Origin of the sequence: Leptospira noumeaensis, assembly GCF_004770765.1 — a bacterium.
Classification (GTDB): domain Bacteria; phylum Spirochaetota; class Leptospiria; order Leptospirales; family Leptospiraceae; genus Leptospira_A; species Leptospira_A noumeaensis.
On sequence record NZ_RQFK01000026.1, the window covers coordinates 721,829 to 737,696 of the forward strand.

The 15,868-nt window shown below is 36.9% G+C and carries 19 protein-coding genes; 5 read left to right on the forward strand and 14 right to left on the reverse strand.

Annotated features, from left to right (window positions below; genetic code table 11):
- Window positions 1–24: 24 nt before the first annotated feature.
- From EHQ24_RS11540 to EHQ24_RS11570, 7 genes are all read right to left on the reverse strand, one after another.
- Window positions 25–486 (reverse strand): hypothetical protein, encoded by a 462-nt coding sequence (locus EHQ24_RS11540; RefSeq protein ID WP_135601759.1) that lies wholly within the window; start codon window positions 484–486, stop codon window positions 25–27.
- A gap of 31 nt (window positions 487–517) precedes the next feature.
- Entirely contained in the window at window positions 518–1,183 is a 666-nt protein-coding gene (locus tag EHQ24_RS11545) for a YdcF family protein (protein WP_244310399.1), read from the reverse strand.
- A 10-nt stretch (window positions 1,184–1,193) separates the two neighbouring features.
- A complete protein-coding gene (locus EHQ24_RS11550; protein WP_135601761.1) occupies window positions 1,194–1,709 on the reverse strand; it encodes a VOC family protein in 516 nt (171 codons plus the stop codon).
- Between the two features lie 20 nt (window positions 1,710–1,729).
- Window positions 1,730–2,236 carry a hypothetical protein gene (locus tag EHQ24_RS11555; RefSeq protein ID WP_135601762.1) on the reverse strand — a complete coding sequence of 169 codons (507 nt, stop codon included), beginning with the start codon at window positions 2,234–2,236 and terminating at the stop codon, window positions 1,730–1,732.
- A 38-nt stretch (window positions 2,237–2,274) separates the two neighbouring features.
- Window positions 2,275–2,634 (reverse strand): nuclear transport factor 2 family protein, encoded by a 360-nt coding sequence (locus EHQ24_RS11560; RefSeq protein ID WP_135601763.1) that lies wholly within the window; start codon window positions 2,632–2,634, stop codon window positions 2,275–2,277.
- Window positions 2,635–2,648: 14 nt separating this feature from the next.
- Window positions 2,649–3,218 (reverse strand): YdcF family protein, encoded by a 570-nt coding sequence (locus EHQ24_RS11565; RefSeq protein WP_135601764.1) that lies wholly within the window; start codon window positions 3,216–3,218, stop codon window positions 2,649–2,651.
- 67 nt (window positions 3,219–3,285) lie between these two features.
- A complete protein-coding gene (locus tag EHQ24_RS11570; protein WP_135601765.1) occupies window positions 3,286–3,675 on the reverse strand; it encodes a hypothetical protein in 390 nt (129 codons plus the stop codon).
- 164 nt (window positions 3,676–3,839) lie between these two features.
- Between EHQ24_RS11570 and ygiD the strand changes: the two genes are divergently transcribed.
- Window positions 3,840–4,667, forward strand: coding sequence for a 4,5-DOPA-extradiol-dioxygenase (ygiD, locus tag EHQ24_RS11575; RefSeq protein ID WP_135601766.1), 828 nt, complete (start codon window positions 3,840–3,842; stop codon window positions 4,665–4,667).
- A gap of 28 nt (window positions 4,668–4,695) precedes the next feature.
- Entirely contained in the window at window positions 4,696–5,343 is a 648-nt protein-coding gene (locus tag EHQ24_RS11580; protein WP_135601767.1) for an alpha/beta hydrolase, read from the forward strand.
- 1 nt (window position 5,344) lies between these two features.
- On the opposite strand, the gene EHQ24_RS11585 is transcribed toward EHQ24_RS11580, so the two are convergent.
- Both EHQ24_RS11585 and purB read right to left on the reverse strand, forming a co-directional pair.
- A complete protein-coding gene (locus EHQ24_RS11585; RefSeq protein ID WP_135601768.1) occupies window positions 5,345–5,926 on the reverse strand; it encodes a class I SAM-dependent methyltransferase in 582 nt (193 codons plus the stop codon).
- Window positions 5,927–6,002: 76 nt separating this feature from the next.
- Window positions 6,003–7,307: an adenylosuccinate lyase gene (purB, locus tag EHQ24_RS11590; RefSeq protein ID WP_135601769.1), complete on the reverse strand. Its 1,305-nt coding sequence runs from the start codon at window positions 7,305–7,307 to the stop codon at window positions 6,003–6,005.
- 108 nt (window positions 7,308–7,415) lie between these two features.
- On the opposite strand from purB, the gene EHQ24_RS11595 reads away from it, so the two are divergent.
- Window positions 7,416–8,183, forward strand: a complete 768-nt coding sequence (locus EHQ24_RS11595; protein ID WP_002972927.1) for a glucose 1-dehydrogenase — start codon at window positions 7,416–7,418, stop codon at window positions 8,181–8,183.
- On the opposite strand, the gene EHQ24_RS11600 is transcribed toward EHQ24_RS11595, so the two are convergent.
- The 4 genes from EHQ24_RS11600 to EHQ24_RS11615 all read right to left on the reverse strand — a co-directional run bounded on the left by EHQ24_RS11600 (window position 8,170) and on the right by EHQ24_RS11615 (window position 13,364).
- Entirely contained in the window at window positions 8,170–10,134 is a 1,965-nt protein-coding gene (locus EHQ24_RS11600; protein ID WP_135601770.1) for a M23 family metallopeptidase, read from the reverse strand. The two genes, EHQ24_RS11595 and EHQ24_RS11600, sit on opposite strands and share 14 nt — an antisense overlap.
- A 93-nt stretch (window positions 10,135–10,227) precedes the next feature.
- Entirely contained in the window at window positions 10,228–11,010 is a 783-nt protein-coding gene (locus EHQ24_RS11605) for an enoyl-CoA hydratase/isomerase family protein (protein WP_135601771.1), read from the reverse strand.
- Window positions 11,011–11,042: 32 nt separating this feature from the next.
- Entirely contained in the window at window positions 11,043–11,996 is a 954-nt protein-coding gene (locus EHQ24_RS11610) for a PleD family two-component system response regulator (RefSeq protein ID WP_135601772.1), read from the reverse strand.
- An 18-nt stretch (window positions 11,997–12,014) separates the two neighbouring features.
- Window positions 12,015–13,364, reverse strand: a complete 1,350-nt coding sequence (locus EHQ24_RS11615) for an EAL domain-containing protein (RefSeq protein WP_135601773.1) — start codon at window positions 13,362–13,364, stop codon at window positions 12,015–12,017.
- 88 nt (window positions 13,365–13,452) lie between these two features.
- Between EHQ24_RS11615 and EHQ24_RS11620 the strand changes: the two genes are divergently transcribed.
- Window positions 13,453–13,698, forward strand: a complete 246-nt coding sequence (locus tag EHQ24_RS11620) for a GlsB/YeaQ/YmgE family stress response membrane protein (protein ID WP_135601774.1) — start codon at window positions 13,453–13,455, stop codon at window positions 13,696–13,698.
- Between the two features lie 91 nt (window positions 13,699–13,789).
- On the opposite strand, the gene EHQ24_RS11625 is transcribed toward EHQ24_RS11620, so the two are convergent.
- A complete protein-coding gene (locus EHQ24_RS11625; RefSeq protein WP_135601775.1) occupies window positions 13,790–14,533 on the reverse strand; it encodes a YebC/PmpR family DNA-binding transcriptional regulator in 744 nt (247 codons plus the stop codon).
- 123 nt (window positions 14,534–14,656) lie between these two features.
- On the opposite strand from EHQ24_RS11625, the gene EHQ24_RS11630 reads away from it, so the two are divergent.
- The gene (locus EHQ24_RS11630) at window positions 14,657–15,823 is read left to right on the forward strand and encodes an acyl-CoA dehydrogenase family protein (protein WP_135601776.1); all 1,167 of its coding nucleotides are present in this window, start codon (window positions 14,657–14,659) and stop codon (window positions 15,821–15,823) included.
- The last annotated feature ends 45 nt before the right edge of the window (window positions 15,824–15,868 follow it).

Consider the following 15,868-nt stretch of genomic DNA (forward strand, 5'->3'; position numbering starts at 1 on the left):
TTCTTTTCACTAAAAAGTTTGAATTTATCGAAATTCAATGGGTATATCATTTGAAGTTTTTCTGATATAACCTTCATTTGCGAGTTTTTGGTTTTTAAATCTTTTGAAATAAAATTTATTACCAACAATTTGAGTGAATTGTTCTACTGAGGTGGTAGTATCTTCAGTTTTTTCATCAAGAATAGGATCGTGAAGCTCACATTTGTATGTTTTGTAGGTACACGGATCTACCCATTCGATACATTCTACAAAATAGAAATTTGGATATTCTCTAAAAGTATAAATTTTGTTTTTAGTATAAATAATTTTTACATCAGTAATATTGAATTTACCCGCAATTGGGTAAGTATATTCAAATACACCTAGTAGTTTTTTTTGACACTCAAGTTTGATTGTATTTTTGTTTAAATTGATTGCCTCAGTTTTAAATGGAAAAAGAAAATTTAAAGAAATAATTAAGAGAACAGAAATTTGATTTTTATTCATTTTGAAATAGTTCCTCAAGGTTACTTTTTAGTCATCGAATTAAATGTAAGTTATATTCTCGGGAAACGAGATGATTAAAAGCAGATTCAACTGATTCAGGGATAGAGATTTCAGATTGAAAACCTAATTTCGGGTATACGATGATTCTTTGTAAATCACCAACAATTTCGTTTATAATCATATAAAGATTGATATATTGATGAGGGGCTTCTAACAGAGAGTATTTAGGTGCGGAAATGATGAATTGGTTCTCTGACCATTGTTTGTTTAAAGCCAACCTAACCCTTAAAGTCATAGAAGGTTTTTGAATCGCAATTACCGAGTTTACCTTAATATTCATTCTGTTTAACAATGATTTCGTGAATTGAATATTTTCACCTGTGTTGGTAGATTCATTTTCAATGATGAGATCTTGTATAGGAATGCCTTCATCCCTTACGAACTTGGCAAAAGATTCGGCCTCCGAATCAGAGAATACATTCTTAGTAAAAAAGTTAAGTCCCCCCGAAAATAGAATTCGATTCGCATAACCATTTTTGTATAGATCTGCTGCATACTTAGCCATTCTAATGTCATGGCTACAAAGGACAAAAATTAAATCTGCTTTATCAAGATCATCTTTTTGTGTGAGAAAATCCCAAATGATAGAAGCAGATTCTAAATCTGTATCAGAAATTTTTTTATGAGAGAGTAACAACAGAAACCAATTAACTTACTGCTTCTTTTAAAACCGCGATATCTATTTTTCTCATTTTTAACATGGCTTGTGTGGCACGTTCCGCTTTGATTGGGTCTTTATGCGAAATTAGTTGTAAAAGAATTTTCGGGGTCACTTGCCAATACATACCAAATTTATCTTGAAGCCAACCACACATACTTTCTGTACCGCCATCTGCGAGAAGAGCGTTCCAATAATAATCTACTTCTTTCTGAGTTTCTACACTAATCATAAAGGAGACACCCCAGGTAAATTTAAACTCTGGTCCACCATTGTAGGCTGTAAACTTTTGTCCGTTTAAAATAAACTCACCTTGCATTGGATTTGCGGTAATGATTTTCGATTTTTTAAAAACGGATGCATAGAATTTTGCAACCTCTTCAATATTTGCATTAAACATAAGAAAGGGTGTAATGCTATGAGTTGGGTTGGAGTGATAATCTAACTTTTTTAGATTTGCTTTTGTTTTGATTCCACTCGATTTTTTCTTCTTTGGTGCTGCCATGGTTTTCTCCTTTTATACTATTATTCTTCACTTTCTTCGTCGTCTGAGCTTGGAAAAATTCTTTGAAGCGGCGGCTCATATGTTTTTACATCATTACATACAATACTTGCGATAAAGAATCCAAAATTAGCATCGTTTGACCATCTTGGGCTAAAATGGTCACAGGAATAAAACTCAATATCTTTGGAACACCGATCAATATCTTCTGTTTTGTAGTAGGAGTATGGATTAAAAACTTCAAAACGAGTGAATAAATGCAAAATCAGAAAGAAAGAATTTGTGGTTTCTATAGAAAGAGTTCTCCGCATTGGATCAGGGTTTGTATCATTCCTATTATATGAGTGAGTTAACAAACTACAACTGTGCAATTTCGATATAATGGGACTGGTGATTCTTTGGTTTGCTTCTGATCCTTCGAGGTAATCTGGCCCATTGTATAAATGGTGACAGTGAATGAAGAAAACAAAGGGAAATATAAATTTGAAATTAGCTAAAAAAATTATGTTCCTTTTTAAGGAGATTAACATTTTTATTTACCTATCTTTTGGATCAAAAAATTTTTACGCTAAAATTTCGGTTCACCAATTAAAAACCAAGCATTAACAATCAGTTGTTTTTCTATTTCGTAAATTGCTAATACATCTATATTTGCTTTTCCTTCTGGAAAGTTTCTAGTAACTAATTCTTGATCGACAATTTTACCACCAAACACTTGTCTAGAAATCAATTTTGCAAAAAGATCTGGCTCCTGGAAACGAATTATATGTCTTTCCTTAATTTGGTCAATCCCATCTGCAATTAAAGTCGACGGATGGAGATATATTTTTGCATTTTTGTCCCAACATTTGACAAACGAATCAATGTCTTTATTGTTATATGCCTTTAATTGGGTATCGATTAAGTTTATATTTGTTTCTTGATTCATAAGTTTTATAAGAATTATAGATTAATAACAATTATATAAGGTAAGGCGAAGGTTTCTCTGAAGATAGAATAGAAATCTCGGATTTCAAAATACCTAGCATAGGAAGTTTTGACATTTTGAAATCCCGCTTTTTTTACTAGATATTTGGATCGAGGAAGGTGGTAATACTGCGAGATAATCAGAATTGGTTCTGCAATATTGGATTCTAAGATATCCTTTAGATTGTTGGCTGATTTTTCTGTAGTGTAACCTATATTATCTTCAATGATTTGATCCGCATTAATTCCCTGGGTGACTAAATATTTTTTCATTACCTTTGCTTCATCAAATCCTTCTTTTCCCAATCCCCCGGAGACTATTATTTTTTGAATTAAATGTTCTTTATAAAGATTGACTGCCCTGTCTAATCTTGCTTGCAACCGATCTGATGGTGATCCATCTATTTCAACTTTGTTGCCCAGAACAAGGGCTACATTGGATTTCAGTTCTTTTTCTTCTACGAGTCCAGTTGAGACTATATAACTTGAAGATATGAGTAGGTAAGTAAAAGATAATTTGATTAGGAGATAGAATATTTTTTTCATTTGAGTTTTAAAATCAAAGGTTCAAGAATTTCAAAATCAATTTTCCCCAGGATGATTTTTGGAATTATCATTTCGGTTGAATTTTTTTCTCTAAAATCGCGCCCAATGTTATAGCAAAAAACAGTATTGAAAGATAACGAAATCCTATTTGGATAAAGTATAAATCAATCGGCATTTTGGACATGGGCAGTAATACAATGATGTCTAAAATCCAGTTAATCAAAATCCAAGAAATTCCAATGATGATTCCTTCTTTAAAAAAGTTAAAATCAACTAACAAAAAATATCGAAATAATAAAAAACAACCACTCAGAGATCCAACAACAATCATAATTGTTTTGAAAAGAAATAAGTCTATTTGTAATGTACCTTCTTTTGAAAAAAAGAATATCGAGATAAAAAACGGTACAAACCAACTCAAAAATCCAAATCCTAAATTCCGTTTAATTGCTTTCATAACCATAAAACCTCTTTATCATAATCAGATCATTTTAACAACGAATCGTCTGCTATAAAAAGAACAATTTCCGTTTTTGATTTTGAAAATAGCTTGACAATAAGTAATTTAATATTAAACTATCTAGGAAGAGGAATTAGAGTAAAAAACTCTAAGGTAATCGTATGAATCCAGCAGAAAACAGAGAAAATTCAGGAATCTTTCAACAAACAGCTACTTTGCCTTCGTTTTTTTTGGGCCACGGGAGTCCGATGAATGCAATTGAAGAAAATGAATTTGTGGAAGGATTACGAAATCTGAGTAAAACGATTCCCAAACCGAAAGCCATTCTTTGTATTTCCGCACACTGGGTGACGGATGGAACGTTTGTAACGGCTATGGAAAATCCTCCCACCATACATGACTTTGGTGGGTTTCCAAAAGCATTATTTGATGTAGAATATCCTGCGCCCGGTAGTCCAGAACTCGCGAAACACATTCAATCGGTTGTCAAATCTCAAAATGTTCAGTTAGATTATGAATGGGGATTGGATCACGGAGCTTGGAGCGTCATCAAACATATTTACCCAAAAGCAGACATTTCCGTTGTGCAACTAAGTATGGATTATAAAATTTCGCCGGAAGCCCATTTTCAATTGGCGAAAGAATTATCTTCCCTTCGAAACCAAGGAGTTCTCATTCTTGCCAGTGGGAATATTGTACATAACTTGCGTATGGTGGCATGGGACAGATTGAGCGAAGTATATGGATTTGATTGGGCATTGGATGTGAACCAAAAGGTAAAAAATTGGATTTTGGCTGGAGACAACGATTCCTTAATTCAAATACGTAATCATGGAAAAGAATTCGAATGGGCCATTCCCACTGCGGAACATTATTTACCTTTGTTATATACCTTAGGAACAAAATTAGAATCTGACAAGGTTTCTTTTTTTAATGATAAACCAGTAGCAGGTGCTTTGACAATGACTTCCGTAAGGTTTGATTCGTAAAAGAAACGGACGAGGAAAAAAGCATAACATGGAAAAACCACTAGAATATTTAATTCGTAAACCAAAGGTTTCTGTAGAAAATCCTCCACTTCTTCTTTTGTTACATGGTGTTGGCAGTAATGAAGAAGATTTGTTTTCCTTAACTAATTATTTACCTGATTCCTTATTGGTTGTTTCGGTGAGAGGTCCGTTAACTTTAGCGCCAGATAGTTATGCTTGGTATGAAGTATTATTCACAACCGGCCAACCTAAGATCAATTTGGAACAAGAAAAGGAAAGTAGAAGGTTATTATTAGAGTTATTGGATTATCTGAAATCAAATTACCAATTTGATGAATCTAATGTATGGATTGGTGGTTTTAGTCAAGGTGCTATCATGTCTTATTCTTTGGGATTACTTTATCCAGATAATTTCAAAGGAATCATCGCTTTGAGTGGCAGATTGTTAGAAGAGAACAAAGAAATTGTGAGAGTAACAGATAATGTTTTGAACAAAAAGATTTTTATCTCTCACGGAATCAACGATCGCGTATTGTCTGTAGAATATGCTCGTTCGGTAAAACAATATTTGGAATCACTTGGCATTCAACCTCATTATCAAGAATACCCAGAAGGTCATAGCATCAATCGGGAGATGTTAAAAGATTTAATCCAATGGTTGGAAGAAAATCTTTGATTTAGATTTTGATAAAGTTGGCAGTGTATGTCCTGCCTTTTCCGAAAACTTGTTTGAGACGTAGTCCAGTTGGTAATAAAATTTCTTCTACGTTTGTGAGAGTTAGGGAATCCGGATCACCAGCCTGTTCGGATATTGATACAATTCCATTTGGTTTTAAAACTCTAAACATTTCTTTTGCATAACTGTTGGGTTCTGAAATTTCTCCAAGAACTGTAACAAGATAAATCGCATCAAAATGATTATCAGGAAAAGGAAGAGAATCCTTTTGAGTAATTGATAATTCTACATTTTTGATTCCTTTTTGATTCATCCGTTTTCGTGCTTTTTCAAGCATTTCTGGCTGAATGTCTGCAAGATAAAGTTTTCCTTTTGGAATTCTTTTGGCAATGAAGGGGCTAAAATAACCGGGTCCACATCCGAGTTCCAAAACAATAGAATCATCTTTCAGATCCAATCGACTGGCAAGTTTCGCTGGTGATAAGTATAAGTTTCGGAATGGAAGAAGTAACATCCATGCCATTTGCGAAGGATACAATCCCTTACCGACTAGTCTTTGAAAAACATTTTGTTTATCAGCCATGAGATTATATCCTTTTCTAATTTGAATCAGGTTTCCATTTACTTTGAAAATACCATTTTCACTGACAGGTCCGGAATCAATCGATAATCCCCAATCGTTTGAAGATGAGTGGGATTCTTTCCAAATAAGGTTTGATTTGGAAAATTTCGTCCAGGTCGCTATCTTTGAGAATGGCAGAACATCGTGGATCTTGTTTCAAAAGGTCACGAAGATTTTTGGATTGGTCTGCCCAAACCGCCATCGCATTTTCTTGAACGATCAGGTAAGCATCTTCTCTTGAGATCCCACCTTTTTCAATCAACCATAACAAAACTTTTTGTGAAAATATAAGTCCACGAGTTACATTTAATGTGCGTTCGGTGGCATCTGGATAGACATGAAGGCCTTTTAAAACAAAGTTCATTTTTTCCAAAATGTAATCGAGTGCAATGGTGGAATCAGGAAGAACAATTCGTTCTGCTGAGGAATGAGAAATGTCTCTTTCATGCCAAAGTCCTACGTTTTGTAATCCAACGTTTACGTTCGAACGAATGACACGGGAGATCCCAGAAATTCTTTCGCATACGACAGGATTTCGTTTATGAGGCATCGCCGAAGATCCTTTTTGGCCTTTGGCAAAAGGTTCTTCTACTTCGCGTCCTTCTGTTTTTTGTAAAAGACGGATTTCTGTTGCCATACGATCCAAACTCGCTGCAACCACACCAAGTACGGACATATAAAAAGCATGACGGTCACGTGAGATGACTTGTGTCGCAATTGGATCAACAGTTAATCCAAGTTTGGTTAATACATATTCTTCAATTTCTAAATCAATATTGGAATAAGTTCCAACAGCTCCGGAAAGTTTACCAACGGCAACTTGTGCCCTAGCATCTTTCATTCGTTCTAAGTTACGAGTCATCTCTGCGTAAAAGAGTGCAAACTTAAGTCCAAGTGTCATTGGTTCCGCATGGATTCCATGAGAGCGTCCGATACAAGGAAGGTCTTTGTATTCTTTTGCTTTTTCTTTTGTTGTTTGTAAAAGTGTTTCGGTTCTTTGGATGAGAAGATCCATCGCTTGTACCATTTGAACACAAAGTGCCGTATCACCAACGTCACTGGAAGTCAGTCCAAAGTGAACATGACGGCCTGCTGGTCCTATATAAGAGTTTAGGTTGGTCAAATAGGCGATCACATCATGGTGGACTTTCGATTCTATTTCTAGAATTTCATCAACATTGAATTTTGCCTTTTGTTTGATGGTTTCTAGGTCTTCTTTGGGAACTTCTCCGCGGTTGGCGCGGGCTTCGCAGGCATAAATTTCAATATCTGTCCAAATCTTAAATTTGTTCTCTAATTCCCAGATGGCCGAAATCTCTGGATGGCTGTAACGATCGATCATAAGGGCAGTCTTTCATTAGAAACTTCTCTTTCAACTGGGAATTTTACGATTGCCGAACGATGTTCGAAATTCAAGTTTAGAATCTAGTAATAAATCCTAGGGGGGCATATGTCCAAAGAATTCGAAGGAAAAGTAGCACTGGTAACGGGAGCTGCCTCTCCCATTGGTTTGGGAAGAGCAATCGCAAACCGAATCGCATCGCATGGTGCAAGTTTGGTGCTTGTTGATTTGAATCAGGAAAAAATTGAAGAAGCTGCAAGAGAAGTAGAAGCAAAATTTGGTGTGAAAGCAATTGGAGTTGCTTGTAACGTAACAAAACCAGAAGACTGTGACGCTGCTATCAGCAAAACAAAAGAAGCTTTTGGAAAATTAGATTTTCTTGTGAACAACGCGGGAGTTTTGAAAGACAATCTTCTCATTCGTATGTCTGAACAAGAATATGACTTTGTAATGGATGTGAACTGTAAGGGAGTTTTCCTTATGACTAAATCCGCAAGTAAACTCATTCTAAAATCTGACTCTGGTCGAATCGTAAACATTTCCTCAGTTTCTGGATTAACAGGCCAACCAGGCCAAGCAAACTACTCCACTTCCAAAGCGGGTGTGATTGCGTTAACTAAAGTTTCTGCTCGTGAATTTTCAGGAAGAAACGTTCTTGTGAATGCAGTTTGCCCAGGTTATGTGCAAACAGAAATGACGGGAACTCTTTCTAAAGAAGTACAAGACAAGTTGACTGATCCTTCTGTGATCCCACTCAAACGTCCGGGGAAACAAGAAGAGATTGCATCTGCTGTGAAATTTTTCTTAAGCAATGATGCATCTTACATCACTGGAACTTACCTCCGTGTAGACGGTGGTGCCGCTATCGGGATGTAGATTTTTTATCCTTTGCCTTGGGTGCGATTGTGATTGGTTTTGCCGTCTTTTGCACCTTAGGCGAAGAAGATTTGGTTTTTGTTTCTTTTGTATTCTTTTTATCTTTAATCGTATCTACGTTTGGATTTTCTGTAGGTGGTTTTTTCTTTTCTTCCGGGACTGGTGGTGTTTGGATTTCATAATCATACCGAACGGTAGAACTCCAGTTCCCTGCAAAATCTCTGACACTCGCAAGCACTGTATGTTTTCCTGGTTCGTATAGAATCTCTGGTTCAAAGATTTCTAAACGGCCATCTTTTGGAAAAAATTCTGCTTTGCCCGGAATTCCATCCACAGTGATATCAAAGCCGTCAGGCATAATTCCCGATCCAACATCGACAGCTTTTAGATACAATGCAAAGTCTTCTCTCGGATATACAGTTTTATTCATCAAATCATGTAGATAAATGGTGGGAGGAGTTTGGTCAGAAAGAACCACAAACATTCCAGTTTTGCGAAGCCTTACTTTAAAAAACTGACCCCAAGAACTAAAGGAAGATCCATTGACCTTTTTTACATTCCCATCTGCTAAAACTTCATATAAATCCGCAGAGTTAATATCTTTGGTTTTGGGAACTTTTACATAAAGATCATAACCTAAATTAAAATCTTTAAAATCAGGGCCAATTTTATATACACTGGAAAGTTGATTGAGTCCCTTTGTATTGATTTGAATTTGTTCTTGTGCTTCAATATCAAAAAAAGCTTTGGAATACACAGCATTCACTGGGAAAAACAATTCTACTTTTGTATCTTTGGATTTGAAAGTTGTATAACGATCATAGTACACATTGTACTTCCATTCTTTGGTTACAATATGACTGTAATCACCTTGGTCTTTTAGGATATAAAAGGAAGCAAAAGACATTTGCCCACCCATACCAGTGGCACGAATCGTAATTTCCTTGGGTTCACCAAGACGCATTTGTTCGCTATCAAGTAAACCTTGTTCGCGGCCATTACTCCTCATTCCGAGTAGGTCATTTCCATCGCGTGTGTGCAGATAATAAGAGAAGGGATTTCCATTGGGTTTACTGACAGAGCTGTCATATAATAATACATTTTTTCTGGTATGTTCTTTTAAAATTTTTGAAAGTTGAAATCCTTGTAAAACATTTTCACCAATTAACATATCTAAGGTGAAAATTCCTAAACGATTGTTGTTGGATTTTTGATGAATAGCAACTTGAATTCCTACTTTTCCTTGGATAAAAAGTGTTGGTGACTCTGAGAGTTCAAAACGATTTCCACTAGTTTCATAAAAAGGAATTTCAATGGTTTCATTTCGGCCGTTGATAAAGGTTCGTGGTGTTTGTGGAGTGATACGAATTGTATTAAATACAATTGGTTCTGCCACATTGTATCCTAAACCATAATGCATAGGATTGTAATAAACATTGTCTTTAAAAAGTTCAAAATGTAAGTGTGGTGGGCCAACACCTGTATCACCAGAGAAGGCAATGGTTTCTCCTGCATCCACCTCTACCGCTTCGGGAAGTGCAATATCAAAATCTGTTCTGTCTTTATATCGTTTGGCTTGTTTAGATTTTAATATTTGTTTGATGATTTTTTGAGAAAATTTATGTAAATGACCATATCGAGAAATCATTCCATCATCGTGTTGGAGAAATAGCGCATAACCAATGCTAGTCCATCTTCTTTGAACTCGAGTGACTTTTCCTTTTGTTACGGCTATGATAGGAATTCCAATTCTTCCACCGGTAGAAAAATCTTGGCCCATATGAAAATGCCCTGTTCTAAATTCACCAAAGGCACCAGTGATGGAATCATATCCTTTCACAGGCCATAGATAAGGATTTTTTAAAACAAAACCTGGTGGGTAATCAGAGACAGATATTGCAGAGAGGGGATAAAGAGAGAGTATAAGTACTAATACGAAAGTGCGCAACATCTGATTTCACTATTATTTTCGGCGGTTATGGTGAAAAGACTTATAAGAATCGAGGGGGCTGTCCGCATTTTTCCCCTCGATGGATCAAAATTTTTATTTAAAAACGGGTCTGCGTTTTTCCTTAAGAGCTGTCATTGCTTCCAGTAGATTGTCAACAACACCCGGTTGTTCAAAGGATTTGATTGTATCCTTTTTATATTGTTCTAAATTAGCAAGGAGCGCACCGTTTAAAGTATTTTTTGTGGAACGATACGCAGCGGATGGAACCTTAGAAAGTGTTTCTAATTTTTTCAGAGAGATCTTTCTTATGTCTTCTGGTGTAGGCGCGATTTCATCGATAAGACCAATTTTTTTGGCTTCGGCTCCTTTGTAAGTTGATCCTTCCAAACAAACCTCTGCCCAATACCTTGGATCCACGCACATACGAATGCGATCGATAAAACTTCCAGGAAGTGGTAGGCCTACGTTTACTTCTGTAAAACCAATCCTTCCTTTTCCATCTAACATATATTTAAAATCGGATGCTACAGTGATGACGGCTCCACCACCCATCGCATGGCCAGTGACTTCGGTGATCAGTGGTTTATCAAACTTAACCAGTTCACCAAATAGGATCACAATCCCACCGACCTCATCGATGAGTTTGTCACGACTTGTGGAAAGTAAATTATCCGCATCAAGTCCATTACAAAAAAACTTCGGGTTGTCAGTGGTTAAGATCACACCTCGTTTGGAATTGTCGGCTTTGATTTCATTTAAGATCTCACCAAGATCTCTCATGTTTTGACCAGTCAGTGAGTTTTGTTCATTCATTTGAAAGCGAATGATTTCGCCTTTACCATTGGGGATGTCGATGACTTCGCGTTTGTAATTCATTGGTTACTTCTTTTGTTTTGTGATTTTAAAATTTATGATTCAGTTGGATTTTCACTCGAATCAGACTTAGGTGGTTCTGTAGATGTTTCAGAAAGGACTGGATCTTCGGATGTCACTGGAAGTGCCTGTTCACCTATTGGCATTTCAATTTTTACATCTCCTAAGGAAGAGGGTGCGGGTGATGCACCTTCTTTTCCACTATCTTTGGCAAACTTATCTTTTTTCTCTTTTTTTCGTAGTTCTTCTTTTTTCTGATCTTCCATTTTAACGTATTCATCGAATTCGTTGGGAGCCATAAAAACTAACATTTTTTCGTCATCTGATGCGTGTTCAATGAATGCACCCATATGGCGGCCTGCGATAAATACAACCTTTTCATGTCCCATAAAAAGTTTCATCAACCGTTCAAAAACTTCTACTTCTTCTTTGCCAAGTTCCGGGACTACGCGAACATCAAAACAAATTCGTTCTGTAAGAATGGATTTTAAAAAATTAGGAGTGAATATTTTTTTGAATTCCGGAAAAACATATCGTTTTAGATTGGCTCGGCATTGGAAGAAAACACGTCCATGGCCACGATCCACAACAATAAAGGACATATTGTCCCTAGTTTTTGATGATTCGCTAAATTTATATTCTTCAATATGGGAATGAATTCGATCAAGGAGTGGTTGTTTCACCAAAGGTTTGACCATATAGTCTGTAAAACCCAAAGCTTTATGATTAGCAATGAAATTGGTATCTTCTTTTGGAATCATTGCTAAAATGGGAATGTTGTGTGTGATCACGTCACGTCTTAGTTCCAAAACAAATTCTAATTCCTTTTTGTCTTTAAAAGTTAAACCCATTAGAATGATGTCTGGGTTAGAGGATTTTACATATTCTTGAACAGTTTGCGAAAATTTTGTTATGACAACTCGTTGGCGTAAACCAAGGAAGATATTTTCTAAATCCTGTGCAGAATGAGGATCGTTTTCTATCGCCATGATAAAATGCATAAAATTTTAAATTAAACCCGCCTCTGACGCAACTCGAAACAAATTCCCAACTTTCTTTTGTTTTTCTGACAAAATTTTATCTGTCAATACTTCTTTCACAACATCTTCATGAATGGAATGGAGAAGATCGAAATCTCTTTTATAATCTGATACGGTCATTTTTCCAAAAAGAATATTGGCTTGGAACTGATAGATTTGGTGTTCCATAAGGAATCGTAAAGTATCATAATCCTCAACAGCCTCTGCTGTGATCACAGCCTCTCTGTTGTCGGCAAGGCGTTTACAATAATCAATAAAAGCTAAGTTATCCAAAAATTTAATTTGGTCTTCTTCTATTTTGAATTTAAAACTGATAGGATCCAATTTAAATTCTTTAATCATAATTCCAAGATCCAAAACAATTTGATGGGATTGGCTTTTGACTCCAAAGTCGTCCGCTGCAAAACTCATTCCATGAGAATAAAAAGCATGGCATACATCTTTTAATGGAAATCGAGAATCATCATAGGGTTTTTCCACAAGTTCGAATCTTATGTTTTCAGGAATTAAATCTTTATTTTGAATGAGTCGTTGCAAACGATCCACTCGATCAATATGAGAAAAGGTATCAATCAAAGACTGAGGAGAAATATTGAACTTTAATAATCCTGGTGCGCCTTCACATGCAATGATTAACTTTTCTAAAATCAAAAGTTCAATTCGGTTGAGATCTTGGTCGGCTGGAATGTCATTGATTAAATCTTTGTAACCAATGTATGCCCCTCCACCGAGGAATACTTCACCACCTTTCACCGAATAAGTTTTATCTTTAGGATTAAATATGACTGTAGGTTGGATCATGGCTTCATGAACCGAACCAGATATATAGGTGTTGGCTTTATTGTAATAGGTCCAACTCCAACGAACGAGGTTGTCATTTAGATTTTTTTCGGAGGATTTATAAAGTTCGTTATAAATTTCATCACTATCGGAGATAAAATTGGATTGGGTTCGAGATACACCAAAATGAAAGGAAACAATTTTATTTTGTAAACATTGTTGTTGGAATTTACCCACCGAATTTTCGATATTGGGAAACTTTTCGATGTCCCACTCAAAAAGGGGAGAAATACCCATCAGTAGTATATCTTGTTTTTCTAAATAATGAAATCCAAAAGAAATGTCTTCTAAATCCAAACAGGAATAAAATTCAGTTCGGAGTAGATCCAAAAATTCGGTCAATTCAATGCCAGTAATGTTTTCAAATCGAATGAGGAAGAGAGGTTTCCCTTGGTTTTCTTGGATGAAATGTTTTTTGAACACATCCAAGTCCTTCATACCAAAATAATAGGGACCAGTGAATAGTTGATTTTTCAAATGTAGCCTTCGTATATGAATTGATTCTCTAACGACTTCTTGTAAATTTATGAGAATTCAAAAGAAAAGGCAACAAGGATAGTAACTTATGTTTAGTTTTATTTGGTTTTTACTGATCGGTCTTGCGGCAGGTTGGCTTGCCGGTCGTATTTTGCGTGGAAGGGGATTTGGACTCATTGCCAATTTGGTAATTGGTGTTGTAGGTTCGTTTTTGGGAGGGGTTGTATTTGGGCTTTTAGGTTTTCGTTCTTATGGCCTCATTGCAGAACTCATTGTGGCAGTGGTCGGTGCCATTTTACTTATCTTCATTGCAGGTCTGATCAAAAAAAGATAAATCCACTACGGGTAAAGATAGGGCGACATAAATCGTCCTATCTTTTTTCACCAATGGGAATTTTACCGAAACAATTTGAAATGAAACTCGTTTAATCGAGTTCCACTCCATCACCTAACTCAAAGTTGGAACTCACACCTTGGACATCATCATTGGCTTCCAGGTTTTCAATGAGTTTCATCACCTTCTCTGCGGTTTCTTTGTCGTTCACTTCCACGGTAGTCATAGGGATATATTTAATTTCCGATTCTTCCATACTGAGTCCCTTTGTGGAAAGGGCAGATTGGACTGCTTCGTATTCAGCAGGAGCTGTAATCACCGTATACATTCCATCGTTCACTTGGATGTCTTCGGCACCGGCCCCTAGCGCTAAATCAAATAATGCTTCTTCAGAAATTTGATCTGCTTTCAGAGTGATCTGTCCTTTGCGTTCAAAAAGGCGAGAGACTGCACCGGCGTTGGCGAGCGACCCACCAAGTTTGGTTAGAATGCTTTTAATTTCGGGAGTTGTACGTGATTTTTTATCAGTGAGGACATCCACCATAATGGCAACGCCACCCAGTGCGTAACATTCGTACAAACACTCTTCATACACCATACCTTCCAAACCGCCCGTTCCCTTTTTGATGGCCCGTTCGATATTGTCTTTTGGCATGTTGGCAGCTTTTGCTTTAGTGACAGCAAGGCGAAGTCTTGGGTTTCCTTCTTGGTCTCCACCACCTTCTTTGGCAGCTACGGAAATTTCTTTGGCAATCCTTGTAAAGATGGCGCCTCTTTTCGCGTCAATGGCCCCTTTTTTTCTTCGAATCGTCGCCCATTTCGAGTGTCCTGACATTGTTTTCTCCCAAGGCTAGGATTTTGGATTCAAAAGATTTTTCAACAGATTTAAGTCGCCCTAGTTTCTTGACTCAGAGAGAAAATTCCAAAGTACTGTAAAAAAACATCTATAAGGCATACCATGATCGACTTTTCCATCACCGATGAACAAAAAGCCCTCCGCGATTTAGCAAGAGATTTCGCCAAAAATGAAATGATTCCCAAGGCGGAGCACCACGACCACACTGGTGAGTATCCGAAAGAAATTTTAAAGAAAGCTTTCGACGTAGGCCTTATGAATATGCATATCCCAGCGGAATACGGTGGTGCTGGCCTCGGTGTTTTGGACGAACTCATCGCCTCAGAAGAATTATTTTACGGATGTTCTGGTATGGCAACTGCCATCCTTGCAAACAACCTTGCATTAGCGCCTGTTTTACTTGGTGCTGATGATTATGTTATGAAAAAATTCATCCAACCAATGACTGAAAATTTTACATTGGCAGCTTATGCAGTAACGGAACCTGGTGCTGGTTCCGATGTGGCTGGAATCCGAACCACAGCAAAACGAGTTGGTGATGAATACATTGTGAATGGATCCAAAATGTGGATCACTAACGCAGGTCATGCGGACTGGTTTTTTGTTTTAGCAAAAACAGATCCAAATGCGGGTCACAAAGGTATGACAGGATTCATCGTAGATGCCAAATCTCCAGGAATCATCATCGGTAAAAAAGAAAAAAATATGGGACAACGTTGTTCCGACACTCGTGGTGTTACTTTTGAAGACGTAAAAGTTCCCAAAGAAAACATGATCGGAAAAGAGGGTGAGGGGTTCAAAATTGCCATGGGTGCTTTTGATAAAACTCGCCCTGCTGTGGCGATTGGTGCTGTGGGTGTGGCTCGTGCTGCCCTTGACCATTCCATTCGTTATGCAAACACTCGTAATGCGTTCGGAAAACCAATATCTGTGAACCAAGGTGTGAGTTTTATCATTGCTGAAATGGCCCGTGATATCGAAGCCGGAAGACTTCTTTGCTGGCAATCAGCTTGGCTTATCGATAATGGATTTAGAAACACATACCAAGCATCCATTGCAAAAGTATTTTGTGCAGATATGGCAATGCGTGTCACAACAGATGCAGTGCAAATCTTTGGTGGCTACGGATTCAACGAAGAATACCCTGTAGAAAAATTAATGCGTGATGCAAAAATCTTCCAAATCTACGAAGGAACTTCACAAATCCAACGTGTGATCATTTCCAAATTTCTTAATGATGGTGTTGGGATCGAAACTCCTAACGCGTAAAGATTGGAATTAGGACAGGTGGATCCTTTGACAACTCCACTTGTC

Excerpts from the sequence above, each read along its gene's own strand:
- EHQ24_RS11540 (WP_135601759.1), bottom strand. The coding sequence starts at position 486 with ATGAATAAAAATCAAATTTCTGTTCTCTTAATTATTTCTTTAAATTTT.
- EHQ24_RS11550 (WP_135601761.1), bottom strand. The coding sequence starts at position 1,709 with ATGGCAGCACCAAAGAAGAAAAAATCGAGTGGAATCAAAACAAAAGCA.
- EHQ24_RS11555 (WP_135601762.1), bottom strand. The coding sequence starts at position 2,236 with ATGTTAATCTCCTTAAAAAGGAACATAATTTTTTTAGCTAATTTCAAA.
- EHQ24_RS11560 (WP_135601763.1), bottom strand. The coding sequence starts at position 2,634 with ATGAATCAAGAAACAAATATAAACTTAATCGATACCCAATTAAAGGCA.
- EHQ24_RS11565 (WP_135601764.1), bottom strand. The coding sequence starts at position 3,218 with ATGAAAAAAATATTCTATCTCCTAATCAAATTATCTTTTACTTACCTA.
- EHQ24_RS11570 (WP_135601765.1), bottom strand. The coding sequence starts at position 3,675 with ATGAAAGCAATTAAACGGAATTTAGGATTTGGATTTTTGAGTTGGTTT.
- ygiD (WP_135601766.1), top strand. The coding sequence starts at position 3,840 with ATGAATCCAGCAGAAAACAGAGAAAATTCAGGAATCTTTCAACAAACA.
- EHQ24_RS11580 (WP_135601767.1), top strand. The coding sequence starts at position 4,696 with ATGGAAAAACCACTAGAATATTTAATTCGTAAACCAAAGGTTTCTGTA.
- EHQ24_RS11585 (WP_135601768.1), bottom strand. The coding sequence starts at position 5,926 with ATGGCTGATAAACAAAATGTTTTTCAAAGACTAGTCGGTAAGGGATTG.
- purB (WP_135601769.1), bottom strand. The coding sequence starts at position 7,307 with ATGATCGATCGTTACAGCCATCCAGAGATTTCGGCCATCTGGGAATTA.
- EHQ24_RS11595 (WP_002972927.1), top strand. The coding sequence starts at position 7,416 with ATGTCCAAAGAATTCGAAGGAAAAGTAGCACTGGTAACGGGAGCTGCC.
- EHQ24_RS11600 (WP_135601770.1), bottom strand. The coding sequence starts at position 10,134 with ATGTTGCGCACTTTCGTATTAGTACTTATACTCTCTCTTTATCCCCTC.
- EHQ24_RS11605 (WP_135601771.1), bottom strand. The coding sequence starts at position 11,010 with ATGAATTACAAACGCGAAGTCATCGACATCCCCAATGGTAAAGGCGAA.
- EHQ24_RS11610 (WP_135601772.1), bottom strand. The coding sequence starts at position 11,996 with ATGGCGATAGAAAACGATCCTCATTCTGCACAGGATTTAGAAAATATC.
- EHQ24_RS11620 (WP_135601774.1), top strand. The coding sequence starts at position 13,453 with ATGTTTAGTTTTATTTGGTTTTTACTGATCGGTCTTGCGGCAGGTTGG.
- EHQ24_RS11625 (WP_135601775.1), bottom strand. The coding sequence starts at position 14,533 with ATGTCAGGACACTCGAAATGGGCGACGATTCGAAGAAAAAAAGGGGCC.
- EHQ24_RS11630 (WP_135601776.1), top strand. The coding sequence starts at position 14,657 with ATGATCGACTTTTCCATCACCGATGAACAAAAAGCCCTCCGCGATTTA.